The 19,776-nt window shown below is 72.4% G+C and carries 16 protein-coding genes; 4 read left to right on the top strand and 12 right to left on the bottom strand.

Annotation, left to right across the window (positions count from 1 at the left end):
* Positions 1 to 177: 177 nt before the first annotated feature.
* Positions 178 to 1,623, top strand: a complete 1,446-nt coding sequence (locus C7Y72_RS08050) for a hypothetical protein (RefSeq protein WP_107568247.1) — start codon at positions 178 to 180, stop codon at positions 1,621 to 1,623.
* Positions 1,624 to 1,671: 48 nt separating this feature from the next.
* Here the strand turns inward: C7Y72_RS08050 and C7Y72_RS08045 are convergent, their stop codons facing one another.
* Together C7Y72_RS08045 and C7Y72_RS08040 are read right to left on the bottom strand one after the other, a co-directional pair.
* Positions 1,672 to 3,489 carry an AMP-binding protein gene (locus C7Y72_RS08045; RefSeq protein ID WP_107568246.1) on the bottom strand — a complete coding sequence of 606 codons (1,818 nt, stop codon included), beginning with the start codon at positions 3,487 to 3,489 and terminating at the stop codon, positions 1,672 to 1,674.
* 169 nt (positions 3,490 to 3,658) lie between these two features.
* Positions 3,659 to 4,402: an alpha/beta fold hydrolase gene (locus C7Y72_RS08040; RefSeq protein ID WP_199223884.1), complete on the bottom strand. Its 744-nt coding sequence runs from the start codon at positions 4,400 to 4,402 to the stop codon at positions 3,659 to 3,661.
* 120 nt (positions 4,403 to 4,522) lie between these two features.
* Between C7Y72_RS08040 and C7Y72_RS08035 the strand changes: the two genes are divergently transcribed.
* The gene (locus tag C7Y72_RS08035) at positions 4,523 to 6,346 is read left to right on the top strand and encodes a hypothetical protein (RefSeq protein WP_107568244.1); all 1,824 of its coding nucleotides are present in this window, start codon (positions 4,523 to 4,525) and stop codon (positions 6,344 to 6,346) included.
* A 9-nt stretch (positions 6,347 to 6,355) separates the two neighbouring features.
* Here C7Y72_RS08035 and C7Y72_RS08030 read toward each other — a convergent pair whose 3' ends face one another.
* The 8 genes from C7Y72_RS08030 to C7Y72_RS07995 form a co-directional block, all read right to left on the bottom strand.
* Positions 6,356 to 7,999, bottom strand: a complete 1,644-nt coding sequence (locus tag C7Y72_RS08030) for a long-chain fatty acid--CoA ligase (RefSeq protein WP_107568243.1) — start codon at positions 7,997 to 7,999, stop codon at positions 6,356 to 6,358.
* A gap of 128 nt (positions 8,000 to 8,127) precedes the next feature.
* Complete coding sequence (locus C7Y72_RS08025; RefSeq protein ID WP_158276721.1) at positions 8,128 to 8,448, bottom strand: MmoB/DmpM family protein; 321 nt, start codon at positions 8,446 to 8,448, stop codon at positions 8,128 to 8,130.
* A complete protein-coding gene (locus C7Y72_RS08020) occupies positions 8,445 to 9,515 on the bottom strand; it encodes a ferritin family protein (protein WP_107568241.1) in 1,071 nt (356 codons plus the stop codon). The genes C7Y72_RS08025 and C7Y72_RS08020 overlap by 4 nt, the downstream gene beginning before the upstream one ends.
* Positions 9,512 to 10,558 (bottom strand): NADH:ubiquinone reductase (Na(+)-transporting) subunit F, encoded by a 1,047-nt coding sequence (locus C7Y72_RS08015; protein WP_107568240.1) that lies wholly within the window; start codon positions 10,556 to 10,558, stop codon positions 9,512 to 9,514. Before C7Y72_RS08015 ends, C7Y72_RS08020 begins: the two co-directional genes overlap by 4 nt.
* Positions 10,558 to 12,216: a ferritin family protein gene (locus tag C7Y72_RS08010; protein WP_107568239.1), complete on the bottom strand. Its 1,659-nt coding sequence runs from the start codon at positions 12,214 to 12,216 to the stop codon at positions 10,558 to 10,560. Before C7Y72_RS08010 ends, C7Y72_RS08015 begins: the two co-directional genes overlap by 1 nt.
* Positions 12,217 to 12,275: 59 nt before the next feature.
* Entirely contained in the window at positions 12,276 to 13,424 is a 1,149-nt protein-coding gene (locus C7Y72_RS23920; RefSeq protein ID WP_107568238.1) for a LuxR C-terminal-related transcriptional regulator, read from the bottom strand.
* A gap of 88 nt (positions 13,425 to 13,512) precedes the next feature.
* On the bottom strand, positions 13,513 to 14,517 hold the full coding sequence (locus tag C7Y72_RS08000; RefSeq protein WP_284690352.1) for an NAD(P)H-dependent flavin oxidoreductase: 1,005 nt from the start codon (positions 14,515 to 14,517) through the stop codon (positions 13,513 to 13,515).
* Between the two features lie 26 nt (positions 14,518 to 14,543).
* Positions 14,544 to 15,710 carry an acyl-CoA dehydrogenase family protein gene (locus C7Y72_RS07995; protein ID WP_107568236.1) on the bottom strand — a complete coding sequence of 389 codons (1,167 nt, stop codon included), beginning with the start codon at positions 15,708 to 15,710 and terminating at the stop codon, positions 14,544 to 14,546.
* Between the two features lie 212 nt (positions 15,711 to 15,922).
* On the opposite strand from C7Y72_RS07995, the gene C7Y72_RS23165 reads away from it, so the two are divergent.
* Positions 15,923 to 16,351, top strand: coding sequence for a GFA family protein (locus C7Y72_RS23165; protein WP_158276720.1), 429 nt, complete (start codon positions 15,923 to 15,925; stop codon positions 16,349 to 16,351).
* A 16-nt stretch (positions 16,352 to 16,367) separates the two neighbouring features.
* Entirely contained in the window at positions 16,368 to 17,114 is a 747-nt protein-coding gene (locus C7Y72_RS07985; RefSeq protein ID WP_107568235.1) for a MerR family transcriptional regulator, read from the top strand.
* 15 nt (positions 17,115 to 17,129) lie between these two features.
* On the opposite strand, the gene C7Y72_RS07980 is transcribed toward C7Y72_RS07985, so the two are convergent.
* Both C7Y72_RS07980 and C7Y72_RS23915 read right to left on the bottom strand, forming a co-directional pair.
* On the bottom strand, positions 17,130 to 18,572 hold the full coding sequence (locus tag C7Y72_RS07980; RefSeq protein ID WP_107568234.1) for a cytochrome P450: 1,443 nt from the start codon (positions 18,570 to 18,572) through the stop codon (positions 17,130 to 17,132).
* Between the two features lie 38 nt (positions 18,573 to 18,610).
* Positions 18,611 to 19,762 (bottom strand): LuxR C-terminal-related transcriptional regulator, encoded by a 1,152-nt coding sequence (locus C7Y72_RS23915; RefSeq protein WP_107568233.1) that lies wholly within the window; start codon positions 19,760 to 19,762, stop codon positions 18,611 to 18,613.
* Positions 19,763 to 19,776: the final 14 nt, after the last annotated feature.

Raw genomic sequence — 19,776 nt, 5'->3', positions numbered from 1 at the left:
TACGCGACCCTGGGCCTGTGGCGTTCCCGTGAAGACGCCCCACCGCCCGCCCCACGCGGGCACGGGGACCGCCGCTGGATCGACTCCGACGGCTCGCGTAAGTTCCTCGCCGCTGCCCGGTTCCACCCACGAGCGCGATCCCCGCGCCCACGACCCCCGGTCCAGAAAGCCACGCGCATGCGCCTCCGTCCCCTGCTCCCCGCCCTCGCCCTCCTGGCCCTCCCGTCGCCGGCCCTCGCCGCCGACCTGGCGCCCGCCGCCGCCGGCGCCGCCGACGCCCTCGCCGCCGGCGGCGGCGGGTTCGCCTTCACCGTCCGCGACCTCCCGTCCAACCGCGTGCGCACGCGCGTCGGCAGCCCGGGCGGCCCGACCCGCACGGTCTCGACCTCCCGTCCCGCCGGCCGCCGCGAGTACGGCCTCGCCGCCGGTGTCGCGCGCTCCTCCACCCGCCTGGCCTTCGGCGTCACGCGGCTGCGCACCGCGCTCGACGACGAGGAGCCGACCGCGCTGGCCGGCGAGACGTTCCGCGGACCGCTCGGCGGGCCGTTCGCCGTGACCGCGGGCGGACCGGGGCTCGCGCGGCCGTTCTCGACCGTCGTCGGCTACGGCGGCGAGACCCTCGTGACCTTCGAGGCCGAGCGCGAGTTCGGGGCCGGGCGGATCGTCGCCCGCGACCCTGCCGCCGGGACCGCCGGCCGGCAGATCGGCCCCGACGCCGTGATCGAGGCGCGCGTCGCCGGCACGAACGTCGCGATCGCCACCGAGACGTCGCCGTCGGCCCCGGCCACCACGATCACCGTCTACGACCTCGCCTCCGGCGAGCAGCGCTACGCCGTCGCCGTCCCGCGGAGCGTCGCCCCCGACGGCGGCGGCGCCGCCACGGTCCCGTTCGACGTCGACGCCGACGGCACGATCGTCGCGATCGGCCGCTCGTCCTCCTCGACGTCCGCGACCGAGCGGCTCGACCTGCTCGTCGCCTCCCCGCAGGCGACGGCACCCCGGGTGCTGCGCCAGGACGTGACCGGCGCGGTCGTCGCGATCTCGTCCGGGCGGGTCCTGCACCTGGCCCGGCCGAGCGCGCGCGTCGCCGCGGCGGGCGCGGTGGTCCTCGCGGTCACCGGCCTCGCGGGCAGCACCTCGACGGTGTCGTTCCCGCTCGCCCCGCCGGTGCTGGCCGATCTCGACGGCGACGTCCTGGCGGTCAGCACGCCCACGTGCGTCTACGCCGCCTCGTTCCCCTGGAGCACCACCGCCACGCACGCCCCGAAGGGCACGTGCCCGCAGACGTTCGTCGCGGTCGGGAGTCGGCCCGCGACGCGCCGCGGACAGGTGCGGGTGCCGCTGAGCTGCACCATGGGCACCGCCACGGGCTGCCGCGGAACGGTCGACCTGGTCCTCCCCGGCTCGCCGAAGAACACGCGGCGCCGCCTGGCCCGCCAGTCGTTCTCGCTGCAGCGCCAGCAGCGCACGACGCGCGTGTTCCGCCTGTCGGCGACGGAGCGCCGCCGCCTCGCGAGGCTCCGCGGGGGCGACCCGGTGTACCTCGACGTGATCGCCCGCACGACCGACGACGCCGGCCGCGTGTCCACCCAGACGCAGGTCTCGCTGGTCTCGGTCCGCTGAGCGCGGCGGGGTCGCGATGACGTGATCGCGACCCCGCCGGCCGTCAGGTCAGGCGTAGAGCGCCTCGATCTCCGCGGCGTACTTCTCGTTGATCGGCTTGCGCTTGAGCTTCATCGTCGGGGTCAGCTCGACGCCACCCGGCTGCCACTCGTCCCCGAGGATCGCGTAGCGCTTGATCTGCTCGACGCGCGCGAGGTGCTCGTTGGCCGACTCGACCGCGGCGGCGATGGCCGCCTTGACGTCGTCGCGCTGGGCGACCGCGGCGGGCGTCGCGTCGTCCCCGCTGAGGCCGAGCTTCTGCGCGAACACCGCGACGGCGTCCGGGTCGAGCACGAGCAGCGCGACGTTGTACGGGCGGCCGTCGCCGATGGCGATCGCCTGACCGATGAGCGCGTGCGCGCTCTTGAGCTGGGCCTCGATGTTCGACGGCGACATGTTCTTGCCGGCCGCGTTGATGATCAGCTCCTTCTTGCGGTCGACGATCTTCACGTAGCCGTCGTCGCTGATCTCGACGATGTCACCGGTGAGCAGCCAGCCGTCCTCGGTGATCGTCTCGGCGGTCTTCTCGGGCTGGTTGCGGTAGCCCTTCATGAGGATGTCGCCGCGGACCTGCAGCTCCCCGTCCTCGCCGGCGCGGACCTCGACGCCCGGGATCGGCTTGCCGACGGTCCCGATGCGGTTGCCCTCGGGCGGGTTGACGATCGCGCAGCAGGAGATCTCCGACATGCCCCAGAGCTCGAGCAGCGGCAGGCCGATCGCCCCGAAGAACTCGAGCAGCGCAGCCGGGGACGGGGCGGCGCCGACGACGATCCAGCGGACCTGGTCGAGGCCGAGCTTCGCGCGCAGCTGCGACAGGACGAGCTCGTCGAGCTTGGCGTGCGCGGCCTCGAGCTCCTCCGGGACCGGCTGACCGGCGCGCTTGAGCGCCTGGTACTGGTGCCCGACCTCCAGCGCCTTCTCGATGCCCGCCTTCTTCTGCGGGTCCTCCTCGGCGGCGATGCCCGCGTCGAGCGCCGCCTTGAACTTCTCCCAGATGCGCGGGACCGCACCCCAGATCGTCGGGCGGACCTCGTGCAGCGCGGGCAGCAGCTGCGTCGGGTCGCTGATGCTCGTGACCGAGCCGCCGTGGACCATGTGCGAGTAGTAGGTCGCCCAGCGGTCGGCGATGTGCGCGTGCGGCAGGAAGGAGATCGTGCGGTCCTTCGGCTGCAGCGGCAGCACCTCGGCCATGCCGCGCAGCTCGGCCATCATGCTCTTGTGGGTCAGCTCGACGCCCTTCGAGGGGCCGGTCGTGCCGGACGTGTAGATGAGCGTGAGCACGTCGTCGGGCTCGACGGCGCGCCACGCGGCCTCGAAGTCGAAGCCGTCGGCCGGGGCGGCCTCGAGGTCGGCGAGGCTGATCGTGCCCTCGAGCTCCGCGTCGATGCAGACGAGGTGCTCGACGCCGTTCTTCGCGGCGGCCTCGCGGACGACCCCCGCGAACGCCTCCTGGAAGACGACGACGTTGTTGCCGGCGTTGGAGAAGAGGTACGCGACGTCCTCCGCGGGCAGCGTGTTGTAGACGCTGAACGGGGTGGCCCCGAGGTGCATGGCGGCACAGTCCACGAGCGAGAACTCGGGACGGTTGGTCATCATGATCGCGACGGTGTCGCCACGACCGACGCCGAGCTTGGCGAGGCCGGCGGCGATCGCCTCGACGCGCTCCGCGTACTGGCGCCAGGTCAGCTCGGTGGTGCCGCCGACGGTGCGCAGGGCGACGTCGTCACCGGCGCGGGCAGCGGTGCCCTGGAACAGCTCGCACAGCGTGTTCGCGTTCGCGAGGACGTCGTCGATGGATGCCGCGCCGGGCGCTTCGGACAGGGACATGCAGCTCTCCTCAGAGGTGTGCGTCGGATGGAAGTCGAACGGGGTGCTCGGTCAACGTGTGCGCGCCGACACACAAGAGTTTCGCACGCTGCGGACGTCCGGCGCCACCCGAACCGACACCCGTCGGGGGGAAGATCGTCCCTCCGACGGGGAGTCGATCAGCCCGTTCTCACGGCAGTCCGGCCGCGAAGCCCGCGATCGCGTCGCGCAGGACCTCGGGCCGGTCGAGGTGCGGGCTGTGCCCGGCGTCGACGACGAGCCGCTGGACGCGGCTCGCCGAGACCGCGGCCTCGATGCGGTCGAGCTGCGCGAGTGTGCCGTAGTGGTCCCGGGCGCCGTGCACGAGCAGCAGCGGTGCGGCCAGCGGCGCGATCTCGTCCTCGATCGTCCAGCTCCAGAAGCGCGGGTCCAGCCAGAGGTCGCTCCAGGAGCGGAAGACGTGGTCGGGGTCGTCGTGGTGCTTGGCCATGCGGGCGCGCAGGTCGCCCTCCTCGAAGGCCCTGACGGCGTCCTCGATGCCACCGACCGCGTCGGTCTCGACGAACACGTGCGGCGCGATCGCGACGACGCCGCCGACCGGGTGGCGCGCCGCGTGCAGGAGCGCGATCGTCGCCCCGTCGGAGTGCCCGACGAGCAGCGGCGCGGTGATCCCGAGCCCGTCGAGGAGGGCGGGGAGCACGACGTCGGCCTCGCGGTCGAAGAAGGCGGCGGTGCGGGCACCGCCGGGCGGCGGGGCGCTGCGCCCGTGCCCCGGTCGCGAGTAGGCGACGACGCGACGCCCGGTGGCGCTCGCGAGGGTCCGCGGCGTGTCCCGCCACAGGCCGATCGAGCCGAGCCCTTCGTGCAGCAGGACGAGCGGCCGGCGAGCGGGATCGCCGGGCAGGTCCAGGACGTCGACGCCGGCCACCTCCACCGGCGCGAGTCTACGCCCCACCACACCAGATAGCGCCGACGCGCCAAGACGCGGTGCGCTCCAGCATTTCCCGGGGGAAGGCGCGTTGTCCGATCGACCCCCGACCGACAGGATCGCTCCGTGCGCCCGACCCTCCCCGCCGCCACCGTCCTCGCCGCCGCCGCGCTCGCCGCGCTCCCCGCGCTCCCCGCTGCCGCCACGGCCGCCCCCGTCGTCACGACCGTCGACGGTCCGAGCGCCGACGTGCGCGTCGGTGGCGGGATCGACCTCGCGCCCGATGGGACCGGGATCCTCGCCTACACCAAGGCCGTCGGCGGCACCGACCACGTGTTCGTCAGCCGCCGGGCCGGCGGGACCTGGTCGGCGCCCGTGCAGCTCTCGGCGGGCACCGGCGTGGCGGCCGCCGTCTCCGAGCCGAAGGTCGCCGCGTTCGGCACCGGCGGGGCGGTCGTCGCGTGGCGTGTCGGGCCGGGCGACGGGCTCCTACGCGCGGCCGTCTCGCCCGCCGCCGGCCAGCCGTTCACGACGAAGGACGTCGTGCCGCTGAACGTCGTGCGCGCGTTCGACCTCGACGCCGCCTCCGACGGCAGCGCGTACATCACCTTCACGCAGGGGGCGAACCCGAACGTGCGGGCGGCGTACCTCGCCTCGCCCGCCGGCGACTGGAGCCTCGTCGGCGGCGGCACGGCGATCGACCCGTCGGGGATCCTCGACCGGACCGCGGCCGAGGAGGCCGCCGGCCCCGGCGGGCAGACCGAGTCCGACGTCGCCGCCTATCCCGGCGGCGCGGTGATGACGTGGACCGAGACGGACATGGGCAGCTTCGACGTGCTCGCCCGCCGCCTCACGGGCACGACCGCGGGCCCGGTGACCGAGCTGTCGGTCCCGACGCTCGACGGCAGGCCCCGCGCGACGCTCTCGGACATGACCGACGTCGCCGCGACCGCGGACGGCACCGCGCACGTGGCGTTCCGCGAGCTCTTCACCTACGGGGCGACGGACCGGCCGCGCGTGCTCGTGCGCCGGATCGCGCCCGACGGCACCGTCGCCGCGCCCCAGGTCGCGGACGGCCTCCCCGCCGACCCGCCGGAGGGCGCCGAGTTCCCGTCCATCGCGATCAGCCCCGACGGGGCGCAGGGCCTCGTCGCCAGCCCCCGGCAGCTGACCTTCGCCACGTTCGCCTCGCGCCTGGAGGCGGGCTCCTGGCTGACCGGGACGCGCGCGGACACCGGGACGCCGACCGCGGCGTCGACGCCGGTCGCGGCGGTCGGGGCCTCCGGGTTCGGGGCGGTCGCCTGGAAGGACACGCCGGCCGGTCAGGACCCGGTCGCGATGGTCGCCTCCGGGACAGGCGCGACGCTCGGCGCGCCGGAGACCCTGTCGGTGCCCGGCGCGGGCCCGGTCGTGTCCAACGACACCGAGACGCTGACGGCCGCCGCGCAGCAGGACGGGTCCACCGCGGTGCTGTTCGCGCAGGGCGCCCCGGCGACCCGCCGGATCGTGCTCGCCCAGATCCCGACGACCGTCGTGCCGCCCGCCACCACGCCGTCCCCGACGCCCGGCACGCCGGCGCCCGGGACGGGTCCCGGGACCGCCCCCGCGCCCGTGCGCACGACGTTCGGCCGCACCCCGCGCATCACGCTCCCGGCGACCGTCGTGCGCCGCACGGGCGGCCGGCTGCGCGTGACCGTCCGCAACCGCGAGCCGTTCACCGTCCGGGCCACCGTGCTGCTGCGCGTCCGGCGCGGCGGCCGCACCCGTGACCTGGTCGCCCCGGCGCGGCTGACGCTGCGAGCGGGCGCGACGCGGTCGGTCACCGTGCGGGCGCGCGGTGCGCTCGCACGGCGGGTGCTGCGGCGCGGCGCGCGGGTCACCCTGCGGGTGACCGTGCGGGCGCCGCGGGGGACGGCGCGCACGCTCGCGCGCACCGTCCGCGTCCGCTGAGCGGAGCCGTCAGGCCCCGATCTTCTCGACCGTCTGGCGGTCGGTCAGCTCGCCGTCCTCCAGGCGGGCGCGCAGGACCTTCTTGTCGAACTTGCCGACGGAGGTCTTCGGGACCTCCTCGATGAACGCGTACTCGTCCGGGATCCACCACTTGGCGACGCGATCGAGCAGGAACGACGCGAGCTCCCCGGCCTGCACCTCCTTGCCCTCGTCGAGCACGACGCAGGCGAGCGGGCGCTCGGTGTAGCGCTCGTCGGGCTTGGCGATGACCGCCGCCTCGCGCACCGCCGGGTGCGACATCAGCTCGTTCTCGAGGTCGACGGAGGAGATCCACTCGCCGCCGGACTTGATGACGTCCTTCGCCCGGTCGGTGATGCGGATGTAGCCCTGCGGGTTGATCGCGGCGACGTCACCGGTGCGCAGCCAGCCGTCGTGGAACTTCTCCGGCGCGTCCGTCTCGTAGTACGCGCTCGCGATCCACGGCCCGCGGACCTCGAGCTCGCCCGTGGACTCGCCGTCCCACGCGACCTCCTTGCCCTCGTCGTCGGTGATGCGCGCCTCGACCCCGGGCGCGACGCGGCCGGCGGTGGTCCGGTAGGCCCACGACTCCTCCTCGGAGACCCCGCGCGGCGGCCGGGCGACCGCGCCGAGCGGCGAGGTCTCGGTCATGCCCCAGGCCTGGACGATCAGCACGCCGTGGCGCTCCTGGAATGCCTCCATGAGGGACTTCGGCACCGCGGCGCCGCCGCACGGCACGCACCGCAGGGACGACAGGTCGGGCTTGTTCTCGTCGGCGTAGCGCAGGAGGTCCATCCACAGCGTCGGGACCGCCCCGGCGACGGTGACCTTCTCGCCCTCGATGAGCTTCGCGAGCGGCTCGCCCTGCAGGAACTTGTCCGGCATCACGAGGTTCGCCCCGACGAGCGGCGCGGCGTACGCGAGACCCCACGCCTGGGCGTGGAACATCGGGACGACCGGCATGACGATGTCGGCGCCGCTAACGCCCAGCGAGTCGGTCATGCCGGACGCGATGGCGTGCAGGAACGTCGAGCGGTTGGAGTACAGGACGCCCTTGGGGTCGCCCGTCGTGCCGGACGTGTAGCAGAGGCCCGAGGCGCTGCGATCGTCGATGTCGGGGTACTGGAAGCCCGGCTCGGCGCTCGCGAGGAGGTCCTCGTACTTGATGACCTTGTCCTGCGGCAGGGCGCTGGAGTCCCCGTCGCCGACGACGATGTACTTCTCGACGGTCTCGAACTTGTCGGTGTGCGGCGCGAGGAGCGGGATCACCGAGTCGTTGACGATGATGACCTTGTCCTTCGCGTGGTTCACGATGTAGACGAGCTGCTCGGGGAAGAGCCGCAGGTTCAGCGTGTGCAGGACCGCGCCCATCGCCGGGATGGCGTAGTAGGCCTCGAGGTGCTCCTGGTTGTTCCACATGAACGTGCCGACGCGGTCGCCCTCGCCGACGCCGAGCTTGGAGAGCGCGTCCGCGAGCAGGTCGCAGCGGTCGCCGACCTCGCGGTAGGTCGCCCGGTCCAGCTGGCCCGGGGCGCGGAGCGTCACCACCTCGGAGTCGCCGTTCACCGTGCGCATCCGGCGCAGGATCATGCCCACGGTCAGTGGGTGGTCGTTCTGGACGAGACCTTCGAGCATCAAGGACAGCTCCCTCGGGGTGGAAAGACGACGGCGACGTGCGCCGGGCCACAGTGTCTACCGGGAGGCTGAAGACAGGGTCAAGCAGGAGGTGCGCCAATCGCGCACCACGGGCTTCGTGGAATTCCTCAGCCGCCCAGGAACTCCATCGCCTCGACGGGGTCGGCGAACAGCAGGAGCTTGTCGTCGGTGGCGATCATCCGCCCGTAGTGCGTGGACATCTCGTGCTGGATCGCGTACGCGTCGATCTCCACCCCGAGCTCCTCGGAGACCTCGTCGTAGTCGATCTCCAGGCGATCGGGTGCGCGGATGTCCCAGAACGACGGCTGCTCGACGATCTCGACCCCGGGCTTGTCCCGCAGGATGTCCGCGACCGCGTCGCCCTCGGCGCTCTTGGCCATGACGATCCCGACGTAGTCGTAGCTGCCCTCGGCGGACGGCGCGCTCATGCGGTCACCTGCGCCAGCTCGCCGATACCGGCGGCGTCCCAGATCGTCCGCGCGTCGGCCAGGGTCCTCTCCCATGCGGCACCGAAGTCGATCCCGACGGGTGCCTCGTCGAGGATCCCCTCGAGCGCACGCCCGGCGTCCATGGCCTGCGGCAACCAGTCCGCGACCCAGCCGGCGACGAGCGCCTGGTTGTGCTCGCCGTGCTCCGGGTCCCCGAGGACGAGATCCATGAAGGTGGCGGTCCACTCGTGGACCCACTGCCACTCGGTCTGCGCAACGCGTCCGATCGCGGGCGTGACGGTGTCGCCGTTCGCGGTCGCGGCCCGCATCCCCAGCTCGCGCTGGATCAGCACGCCGACGATGGGCTCGAAGCAGAGGTTGATCGCGACGATCGATTCGCCCCAGTCGACGACCGTGCGCAGGCGCTCGACGTAGGCGCGGGCGGGCTGCCATGCCGGGTGCTCCAGCCATCGCTGGCGGGCCTCGTCCATCGGGAACGGGCCGAAGTGCGGCTCGAGGTCCAGCGCGTACAGGACGAGCGACTGCGCGAACCGCTGCTTGAGGGCCGCCTGCATGACCACCGCGTGGGTGAGGGTGTCGGACAGCGTGTCCCGGCCACTGGACGCGACCGCGAGCCAGAGTCCGTGCTGGACGAACGCCGGGACCTGGAGGTTCTGGCGCAGGAACTCGACCCAGCGCGGATCGAAGTCGGTGAACAGGCCGTCGGAGGTCGCCTGGCGCACGGCGTTCTCGATCTGCCGCTCGTGTTGTGCGCCCACCTGGTAGAAGGGCCGCTCCCACCACCCGGCCGGATCGCGGAAGTCGGTCCAGTCGGCGACCTCCAGGCGAGTCGAGTCGTCGCTCCAGACGCCGTGCACACCGTCGAACGACAGCTGCCAGCCCCGGTCGACGTGCCGGTGGATCGACGGCTGGGTGTCGATCGTGACGTCCTCGTAGACGGACGCCCGGCGCTTGCGCGGCGTGAAGTAGTTGAAGCTGCGCTCGGTGTCGTCGCCGCGGCGCGCGCCGGCCCCGTCGTCGAGCGTCTTCACCGGGGGCTGGGTCATGTGGTGGCCTCCTGGTCGCCGACGGCGACCGACGTCGTGAACTTGTCGAAGTGGACCTGCGCGGCGTCGATGCCACGGCCGTCGACGAGCATCTCGGTGGCGGCCTCGACCATCGGCGGCGGGCCGCAGAGGTACGCCTCGACGTCTTCGCCGAGCTCGCCGCCGTCGAGGTAACGGGCGACGGCGTCGTGGACGAACCCCTGCTCGCCGTCCCACTCCTCCTCGGAGAGGACCGGGACGAACCGCAGATCCGAGATGCGCACGGACAACGCCGCGAGCTCGTCGAGCAGGAACAGGTCGTCGCGTGTCCGTGCCCCGTAGAAGAACCGCACAGGGCGCTCGATGCCCTCGTCGGCGATCTGCCGCAGCAGCGCGAGCTGCGGCGCCATGCCGGAGCCGCCCGCGATCATCAGCATGGGCCGGTCGTTCTCGCGCAGGCGGAACGTCCCGTACGGGCCGGTGAAGCCGAGCTCGTCACCGGCGGCGAGCGCCCCGCCGTCGAGGAGTCCGGAGATCCGACCCCCCGGGTAGCGCTTGACGATGAGCTCCAGCCGCCCGTCGCCCGGCAGGTTCGCCATCGAGAACGACCGCCGCTCGTCGCTGCCGGGGACGTGCAGGTCCACGAAGTGCCCCGGGGCGAACGCGAAGCCGGCAGGCTCGAGCACGCGGAGCACGACCTCGCTGATGTCGTGCGTCAGGTCACGGACGGACTCGACGACCGCCCGGCCGTCCTGGATCTCGTGCTCGGCCTTGTAGTTGTCGGGGTCGAAGTGCAGGAGCTCGACGGTGATGTCGTCGTCGTCCGGCATCGCCCGGCACAGCAACGTGTAGCCCTGCTCGCTCTCGGACTCCGACAGCGCGAACGTCGAGTAGGTCTTCAGCGAGACCTCGCCTTCGAGCAGGTAGCACTTGCACGCCGAGCACTGGCCGGCGCGGCAGCCGTGCACCAGGGAATACCCCTGGCGGAACGACGCGTCGAGGATCGTCTCATCCTCGGCGCAGTCGATCTCCTCGCCGATCGGCTCGAAGAGGATGCGCGCCATCAGAGCGAGGTCGGCAGCGGGTCGTCCAGCGCCTGGACGGACACCGGGCCGGGACCGCCGTTGCGGCCGGTCGCGTCGGTCAGCCCTTCGCGGTAGGCGGAGGACCAGTCACCCGACGGGAGCCCCATCGAGCGCGCCGTGTTGATGTTCGGGCTCTCGACGGTCAGGCCGACACGGCGGAGGTCGTTGAGCGTCCACTTCCCCTTCTCGCGCAGGTGCGGCTGCCCCATCAGCGTCTCGCCGTCCGCGCGGATGAACTCGAGCTCGGACACCACGTCGGCGAGGTCCTTGCCGTGGAAGCGGTCGAAGTAGTTGCGGTCCCCGACGTAGCGGCCCGGGTTGGTCTCGTCCATCCAGCGGCACTCCTTGGAGCAGTAGAACCGCGTGCGGTCGTCGACGACCCGGTGGCACATGTCCTCGTCGATGACCGACGGCATGGTGCACGTCCAGCAGAAGGGCGGCGCCTCCGACATCAGGCCGGACAGCAGCATCGACGCCTCGGACGGGTCGTCCAGCTCGCGGTAGGCCTCCCAGAAGAAGCCGTACTCGTCGTACCAGCCCGGGTACTTGCTCTCGAACCACTCGAAGTCGCGCTCGTCCATGCCGTCGAACTTCCAGAAGTGCATCGGCCACGTCGCGAACGCCAGCATCACGACCTTGTGGTGCAGCCCCTTGACGATCCGTTCGCGGGCGCGATCGAAGATGTGCGAGTCCATCTCGAGGCCGAGGCGCCCGAGCTTCACGACGTAGGCGCGGTACCAGTCGTCGCGGATCCAGCGGTCCCACTTGTCCAGGAACGACTCGGGGTCCGAGCGGTCGCGGGAGAAGTACTCCATCACCGCCGCCGTGAAGACGTCCAGGAACGCGTGGTTGATCCACCAGGCCTGCTGCAGGTCGCGCTGGATGAACGGGATGTTGCGGTCGTCCTGCAGGACCGTGAGAAGGGTCGCGTAGCCGTTGGAGATGTGTCGCGCCTCGTCGGACTGGACGCTCAGGTACGTGGTCGGGAGCGTGAAGTCACCATTGCGGGCCGCGACGTCCGGCAGCGCGACGAAGGCGACGTTGGTGAACGCCGTCTCGGCGACGACCTGGAGCGCGAACGCGCACTGGATCGGATCGCCCACCATGAAGTGGTTGACGAAGTTCATGCCGCCGAGCGTGAAGATGTCCTGCGGCATCGCCTTCATCATCTGGTTCCAGCCGCTGGGGTCCGGGACGTTCTTCGCGTACCAGCGGCCGAGCGCCATCTGCATGCCGGTATGGCGGACCTCGTCGACGTACTGCACGTGGTAGCCGTTGCGCAGCTCGTTGGACGGGATCGCGTCGATCAGCATCGACATGCACCGACCCGCACCGATCTCGGCGTAGTTCGTCACGGTCAGGAACGGCTTGAGGATCTCGGTCCACCGGTCCTCCGCCTTGGCCGTCATTCCCGCCCGCACGGCAGCGTCGTGCCCGCCGTAGACCCGGTCGTCCTTCTCCAGCTCCATGGGGAGGTACTCCCGCATGATCTGCTTCATCGGGTCCTTCGACTTCTTGGGGATGTGGTACCGGGTGGGGTACCGCGGAACGGGCTCGTGGTACGTGGGTTCCCAGCCGAGCTGCGCGATGCGCTCGTGGGTCTGGGTGATGCTGCGCCGCTTGCGGTTGGTGGCCATGCTGCCGACCGTACGGCGGGGCGCGTGCGCGACTCAATCGCCAGATAGGTGGAGATCCCTCATCCCCCGCCCGCCGGGCGGAAGCCGGGGGCGAGCGGGTCGGAGAAGGTCCGCCGGTACTTCGCCACCGCCTCCGCGCGGTTGGAGGCGTGCAGCTTGCGCATGACGTTGCGCACATGTGACTTGACCGTGGCGTCGGACACGACGAGTCTCCGGGCGATCGCCGCGTTCGTCGCGCCCTCGGCGAGCAGGGCGACGACCTCGTGCTCGCGCGGCGTCAGGAGCGCCGCCTGCGGACCGGCGACCTGCGGCAGGAGGGTGGACGCCGCCACGCCGGCGAGCTTCGCGTGGTCGCCGCCCCGGGTGATCCGAAGCTCCGCGGTGGTGAGGTCCGTGAGCACCTGATTCGTGGCGGCGACGAGCCGGGACACCTCGGCGCGCTGCGCCCCGAGCCGCTCGAGCAGCAGCGCCCGGTCGACGGCGAACCCGAACCCTTCGGCGAACGCCCAGATCGTGTCGCGGTCGACCTCGTCGACCTCGCGGCCCTGGAAGTAGCAGTCGGCGTGCAGGAAGCCGATCACCTTGTCGTCCGGCATCACGGGCGCGGCGACATAGGACGTCGTCTTGACCGGGAGCACCAGCGGCTTGAAGGTGCGCGGGTCGGTCGCCGGGCTCTGGATCATCACCGGCGCCCGGCGGCGGATCATCTCCGTCTCCAGCAGCTGATGGGTGAGCTGCGGGCGCTGCACCTGGGCGAGCTCGTAGAACTCGCGAGCCCACTCGGGGTCCTGCACGTAGTGCACGCTCTCGCAGACCATCTCGGCGCCCTCGACACGGAAGAGGAACGCGCGGTCGAAACCGCAGTGGGTGCACAGGACCTGGACGGCCCGGTCCATCACGGCCCCGGCGGTGGGCGCGGCGCGCAGCTCGGTCAGCGCACGGCGGACGCGGTCGTGCGCCTCTCCGCGCCGGCGCAGCACGCCGCCGACCGCCTCGTCGCGCGCATCGAGGACCTCGCGCAGCAGGGCGACGAGCGCCGCGACGTCCTCACCGTCGGACGCGATACGTGAGATCGCATCGAGCAGCCCGCGCTCGGCCGACCGCAACGCGTGCTCGAGATCGGAGACGCCGAACACGCCGGGACACCCGTCGAGCCGCGCGCGGACGCGGCCGAGCACCTCCGCGGCCGCCCCTCGTGACGCACGCATGGTGCGACGTTACGGGGCCGGGCGGCCCCGACGCCAGGGGTGACCACCAACGCGGGGGTGCCGCGCTGGTGGAAACCGCGAGGCTGCGTCAGCCGGCGACCGGCGTCGCGAGCAGACCGGACAGGCGCTCGGTGATGATCGCCTCGGCCTCGGTGATCATGCGCTCGACGAGCTCCTGGCAGGTCGGCACGTCGTGGATCAGGCCCTGCACGAGGCCCGCGGTCCAGATGCCCGCGTCGGGGTCACCCTTCTCGTAGACGGTCTTGCCGCGCGCGCCGGAGACGAGGTCCTTGACGTCCTCGAACTGGCCGCCGTTCTTCTCGATCTCGACGACCTGCTCGCTGATCGCGTTGCGCGCGACGCGGGCGGTGTTGCGGAACGAGCGGAAGATGTGCTGGGTCTGGCGCTCGTCGGCCTGGACGATGTGCTGCTTGATGTTGTCGTGGATCGGCGACTCGACCGTGCACATGAAGCGCGTGCCCATGTTCACCGCGTCGGCGCCGAGCGCGAGCGCGGCGACGAGGCCGCGCGCGTCGCCGATGCCGCCGGAGGCGATGATCGGGATCGACATCTTGTCCGCGGCGGCGGGGATGAGCACGAGGTTCGTGACGTCGTCCTCGCCCGGGTGGCCGGCGCAGTCCAGGCCGTCGACCGAGACCGCGTCGACGCCGATCGACTCGGCCTTCAGCGCGTGCCGGACCGTGGTGGCCTTGTGGATGACCTTGACGCCCGCGGGCTTGAAGATCTTCAGGAACTCGGTCGGGTTGTTGCCCGCGGTCTCGACGATCTTCACGCCACCCTCGACGATCGCCTGCGCGTACTCGGCGTACGGCGGCGGCGTGATCGACGGCAGGATCGTGAGGTTGACGCCGAACGGCTTGTCGGTCAGCTCGCGACAGCGCTCGATCTCCTTGACGAGATCCTCGGGCGTCGGCTGGGTCAGGGCGGTGATGCAGCCCAGGGCGCCCGCGTTGGCGACCGCGGCGACCAGCTCCGCGCGGCCGACCCACTGCATGCCGCCCTGCACGATCGGGTGCTCGATGCCGAACGTCTCGGTGAACCTCGTCTTGAACATCTGCTCTCTCTCGGTCAGGTCGTACTGGGTGAAGGGAGGTCGGGCTACATCCCGGCGATGTCGCCGAGCAGCCCGCGGGCGATCACCAGGCGCTGGATCTCGCTCGTGCCCTCGTAGATCTCGGTGATCTTGGCGTCCCGGAAGTATCGCTCGACCGGGAACTCCTTGGTGTAGCCGTAGCCGCCGAGCACCTGGATCGCCTCACCGGTCCAGTGACGGGCGACGCGCGAGGCGAACAGCTTGGCCTGGGCGCCCTCGACGGTGTGCGGCTTGCCGGCGTCCTTGAGGCGGGCGGCGCGGTGCACGAGCGCGCGGGCGGCGGCGATCTCGGTCTGCATGTCCGCGAGCTTCTGGCTGATCGCCTGGAACGCGCCGATCGGCTTGCCGAAGGCGTTGCGCTCCTTCGCGTAGTCGGTGGCGGCCTCGAGCGCGGCCTGCGCGATCCCGACCGCCTGCGCGGCGATGCCGATGCGGCCGCCGTCGAGCGTCGACAGCGCGATCCGCATGCCCGCGCCGGGAGGCCCGAGCCGCTCGGCCGGGACGCGCTCGAGCAGCAGGTCCGCGGTGTTGGAGGAGTGCTGGCCGAGCTTCTCCTCCTCGCGGCTGATCGAGAAGCCCTCGGCGTCGTGGCGCACGACGAACGCGCTGGGCTTGTCACGCGCCTCCGGGTCCTTGGCGAAGACCGTGAAGGTCTGGGCGTAGGTGCCGTTGGTGATCCACTGCTTCGTGCCGTCGATCCGCACGTGCAGGTCGGCGCCGCCCTCGACGACCTTCGAGCGCATCGCGCTGGCGTCGGAGCCGGACTCCGCCTCGGTGAGCGCGAACGCGGCGAGCTCGGTGCCCTCCGCCAGCGGCCGCACGAGGCGGGCGACCTGGTCGGCGGTGCCGTTGAGGAGGATCGGCATCGTGCCCGCACCGGAGTGCACGGCCATCGTCGTGCCGAGCCCGGCGTCGCCGCGGGAGAGCTCCTCGAGCACCAGCGCGTAGCTCAGGTAGTCCGAGCCCGCACCACCGTGCTCCTCCGGGATGCAGACGCCCATGAGACCGAGCTCGCCGAGCTGCCGGACGACGTCGACGGGGAACGTGTGGTCGCGGTCCCACTGCTTGGCCTGGGGCGCGACGACCTCGTCGCTGAAGCGCTTGGCGAGATCGCGGATCTCGCGCTGCTCGTCGGTGAGCTCGTCGGGCGATGCGGGCAGGGTGGTGGCCATGTCGTGCACGGTACGGGCCAGGGCGCGGGTCGGCATCATCCCCTCGGGCGCTGATCCTCTCCCGCGCGGATGAGCAGGCGCGCCGACGCGCCGATTCCCCCGGTTCGGGGGGACGGCGGTGGCGCCGCGTGTCGCCCGACGGGCCGATCTTCACCCCCCGGCCGGGGGACGCGACGGTTGCATCCGCGGCGCCCCGCGGCGAGGCTCGCCCCATGACCGATCCCAGCATCGTCGGCGGCTGCCTCTGCGGCGCCGTCCGCTACGCCGCCCCCGGCGCCGAACCCGCCGCCGTGGCCCTCTGCCACTGCGACGACTGCCAGCGCCAGAGCGGCGCGCCGTTCTCGCTGAACGTCGTCATCGACGCGGACGCGTTCCGGGTCGAGGACTCCTCGACTCTGCGGACGTTCAACACCACCGGCCAGGAGACCGGCGAGGTCCGCGACCGCGTGTTCTGCGGAAACTGCGGCTCCCCGATCTACACGACGCTCGCGGAGATGGGCGGGATGATCGCCCTCAAGGCCGGCACGCTCGACGACCGCTCGTGGCTGGCGCCGGAGATGGAGCTGTGGTGCGAGCGGCGCCACCCGTGGGTGACCACGGGCGAGGAGCGCGGCGAGTTCGCGACGGGCCTCCCGACCTGAGGTCTATCGTGGGCGGGTGGCCCCGCTCACGATCGAGGAGCTCTCCGCGCAGGTCGGCGTGACCGTGCGGAACATCCGCGCCTACCAGGCGCAGGGGCTCATCGACGCGCCCGAGCGCTCCGGGCGCGTCGCCCTGTACGACGACGCGCACGTCGCCCGCCTCGAGCTCGTGCGCGACCTGCGCGAGCAGGGCATCGGCCTGCCGGCGATCGAGCGGCTGCTGCGCTGGGGCGAGGGGATCGACCCGCGCGAGTTGCGCGCGTTCGCCGACACGCTGATGCACGGGCTGCTCGAGGAGTCGCCACTCGTGCTCTCCCCGCAGGACGTCAGCGACGTGTGGGGCGACCAGGTCACCCCGGAGCTCGTGCAGCGCTCGATCGCCACCGGGTTCCTGCGTCTGGAGGACGACGGTCGCATCGTCGTGATGAGCCCGACGCTGCGCGCCCACGGGATGCAGCTCGCCGCGCTCGGCGTGTCGTTCGAGGAGGCGGTGTCGGTCCTCGAGCAGCTGAACCACCACCTCGACGCGCTGGCGGTCGTGTTCGCCGACCTCTTCACGCGCAACGTCTCCGGGCCGGCGCTGGCCGACGGTGGGGGCGATCGGGCCGCCGCGCTGGCGCAGGTGACCGCCGCGGTCGACACGATGCGGCCGTGGGCGACGAGCGCGGTGAACGCCGCGTTCCGCCTGGCGATGCAGCGGCGCGCCGAGGAGGCGCTGGCGGAGATCCTGCCCGACGGCGACGAGCCGCCGCCGGGACCCTGACGCGCCGACGCCCCGTCAGCGCACCGCGGCGACGCGCACGCGCCCGCCCTGTCGCGGGATCGTCGTGACGTTGCGGTGGAACTCGCGCTCGGCCTCCGGCGTGGTGGCCTCGAGGTCGACGCGCTGGGCTATCGCCTTGACGACGATCCGCAGCTCGGCCATCGCGAGCGCGGCCCCGAGGCAGCGGCGGGTGCCGCCGCCGAACGGCAGCCACGTGTAGGTGCCGGGCTTCTGGAACGTGCCGTCCTCGCGCAGGAACCGCTCGGGCCGGAACGCGAACGGCTGCGGGTAGAGGTCCTCGCGGTGGTGGATCAGGACGCTGCCGACGGCCACGGGGGTCCGGGCCTCGACGACGTGGTCGCCGAAGTACCAGGGCTCCTGGATGATGCGACCGACCATCGAGATGACGGGCCGGACGCGCATCGCCTCGTGCACGGTCGCCTCCACGTACGCGTCGGCGGCCGGGTCGTCGCGGCGGACGAGGTCCTTCAGCGTGGCGTGCGCGTCGGGGGTGCGGGTGAGCCGCTCGAACGTCCACGCGAGCTGGTTGGCGGTCGTCTCGTGACCGGCGAGCACGAGCGTGATGAGCTCGTCGCGGATCTCCTGGTCGGTGAGCGTCTGGCCGTCCTCGTCGGTGGCGCTCAGCAGCAGCGAGAGCACGTCGGTGCCGCGCTGCTGCTCGGGGGTGGCGCGGCGCTCGCGGATGATCTGGAAGTAGAGGGCGTCGACGCGGTCGAGGATCCGCTTCATGATCCCGTGCGTCTCGAGCCGGCCCATGTTGCGCAGCTCGAGGAGCGCGAAGGCGGGGGTCTCGCTGAAGCGCAGGACCCGGCGGGTGGCGTCGCGCAGGCGCCGCTCGGTGGTGCCCGGGGCGGGCTGGCCCTCGACGCCGAAGACGCCGGCCATGATCACGTCGAGGGTGACGGCCTGCATGCGCGCGGCGAGCGGGAACACGGTCCCGACCTGCCAGGCGTCGAGCTCGCGGTGGATCATCTCCTCGATGCCCGCGGCGTAGCGGGCGATCGCCTCGCCGTGGAAGGGCGGCAGCAGCAGGCGGCGCTGGCGCATGTGCCGCTGGCCGTTGCTGGTGAGGACGGACTCGCCGCAGATCGGGCGCAGCGGCGACTCGGCGGTCACCGACGGCACGCGCTCGAACGGCGCGGTGAACAGCGCCTTGGCGTGGTCGGGGTGCGTGACGACCGTGAACGGCCGTGCGCGGCCCGGGATGCGGAACGCGAACGTCGGGCCGTGCGCGTTGCGGCCGCCGAACAGGAACGGCATCGGCCGGCGGCCGAAGCGGATCGCCTGGAGGATCGGCGGACCGGGCATCGTCGGCGCCGGGCGCAGGCGCGCGGCGGCGGCCGGGTCGAGCTCGCTCAGCAGGCCGGCCGGGGACGGCTGGAGGGCGCCGTCGGGCGCGCGGAGGTCCGGGGTCCGGGGGGGCAGGGTCGTCGCCATGCCCCACAGCGTAGACCGTTACAGATCAAATGTCACGGTCAGGCGGCGCGGCCCGACAGCCGCATGTACTTCGAGACCGCCTCGGCCCGGTTCGCCGCCCGCAGCTTGCGCAGGATGTGCTTGACGTGCGACTTCACCGTGCCCTCGCTGATCACCAGCCGGGTGCCGATCGCCGCGTTCGTCTCGCCCGCCGCCAGCAGCGACAGGACCTCGAGCTCGCGCGCCGTCAGCAGCGAGTGCAGCCGGTGGTCGCCGGGGGACGGCGGCGCCAGCCGCGGCCCGCCCTCGGGCGCCGGATGGCTCTCCCCCGTCATCCGCACCTCGGACTCGCGGATCTCGTCGATGACCGCCTCCAGGGACGCGGCCATCGCCCGGACCTGGTCGCCCTGCGCCTTCAGCCGCGACGCGAGCACCGCGCGCAGGAACACGTAGCCGAACGCCTCGGCGAACGCGAACAGCACGTCCTTGTCGATCTCGTCGGCGTGGCGCTGGGAGAGGTAGTAGTCGGCGTGGAAGAACCCGATCACGTGCCCCTCGGGCATGATCGGCGCCGCCACGTAGGAGCGGCTGTCCGACACCGACGCGATCGGCTGGTGCACGTGCTCGGACTCCTGCACGTCGCGGACCAGCAGCGGGGCGCGACGGCGGGCCATCTCCGACTCGATGAGCATGTGGTCCAGCGGCTGCGGCTCGGACGCCGCCTCGAGGATCCGCTTCGCCCAGGCCTCGTCGCCGTTGATGTGGACCTTCACCGGGATCCACATCGAGTCCTCGACCCGCGAGATGATCGCGCGGTCGAAGCCCAGGCCGCGACAGAGCTCCTCCGGGACGCGCTGGAGCATCTCGTCCGGGCTGGTGATCCCGCGCAGGCGCGAGAGCGCCCGCTGGATGCCGGCCATCGCGTCGTAGCGGCGCAGGACCCGGTGCTCGCGCAGGTCGCCGTGGATCTCCCGCAGGTCGCCGAGCAGGTCGCCGCGCTCGGCGACCTCGGTCGGCAGCTCGCGCACGAGCGCGATCAGGGCGTCGAGCGTCGAGAGGGCGTCGTCGATGTCCCGCGGGAACGCCGGGGGCTCCTCGGCGACCGCGGGCAGCAGCGCGACGGCGCGGTCGAGCAGCGCGGCGAGCCGCTCGCGGATCCCCTGGTCGGCGATCGGCGGGCCCTTCGGGGTCCAGTTGTCCAGCGTGGGCACGGCGCTCCTCTCCT

This window comes from Paraconexibacter algicola, assembly GCF_003044185.1.
Taxonomy (GTDB): domain Bacteria; phylum Actinomycetota; class Thermoleophilia; order Solirubrobacterales; family Solirubrobacteraceae; genus Paraconexibacter; species Paraconexibacter algicola.
This window is presented reverse-complemented; position numbering and strand designations above follow the sequence as displayed.

What these genes read in the sequence shown, in the direction of transcription:
- C7Y72_RS08030 (WP_107568243.1), bottom strand. Translation starts at nt 7,999, where the DNA reads ATGCTCGAAGGTCTCGTCCAGAACGACCACCCACTGACCGTGGGCATG.
- C7Y72_RS08010 (WP_107568239.1), bottom strand. Translation starts at nt 12,216, where the DNA reads ATGGCCACCAACCGCAAGCGGCGCAGCATCACCCAGACCCACGAGCGC.
- C7Y72_RS23920 (WP_107568238.1), bottom strand. Translation starts at nt 13,424, where the DNA reads ATGCGTGCGTCACGAGGGGCGGCCGCGGAGGTGCTCGGCCGCGTCCGC.
- C7Y72_RS07995 (WP_107568236.1), bottom strand. Translation starts at nt 15,710, where the DNA reads ATGGCCACCACCCTGCCCGCATCGCCCGACGAGCTCACCGACGAGCAG.
- C7Y72_RS08020 (WP_107568241.1), bottom strand. Translation starts at nt 9,515, where the DNA reads ATGACCCAGCCCCCGGTGAAGACGCTCGACGACGGGGCCGGCGCGCGC.
- C7Y72_RS08050 (WP_107568247.1), top strand. Translation starts at nt 178, where the DNA reads ATGCGCCTCCGTCCCCTGCTCCCCGCCCTCGCCCTCCTGGCCCTCCCG.
- C7Y72_RS23165 (WP_158276720.1), top strand. Translation starts at nt 15,923, where the DNA reads ATGACCGATCCCAGCATCGTCGGCGGCTGCCTCTGCGGCGCCGTCCGC.
- C7Y72_RS07980 (WP_107568234.1), bottom strand. Translation starts at nt 18,572, where the DNA reads ATGGCGACGACCCTGCCCCCCCGGACCCCGGACCTCCGCGCGCCCGAC.
- C7Y72_RS08015 (WP_107568240.1), bottom strand. Translation starts at nt 10,558, where the DNA reads ATGGCGCGCATCCTCTTCGAGCCGATCGGCGAGGAGATCGACTGCGCC.
- C7Y72_RS08025 (WP_158276721.1), bottom strand. Translation starts at nt 8,448, where the DNA reads ATGAGCGCGCCGTCCGCCGAGGGCAGCTACGACTACGTCGGGATCGTC.
- C7Y72_RS08045 (WP_107568246.1), bottom strand. Translation starts at nt 3,489, where the DNA reads ATGTCCCTGTCCGAAGCGCCCGGCGCGGCATCCATCGACGACGTCCTC.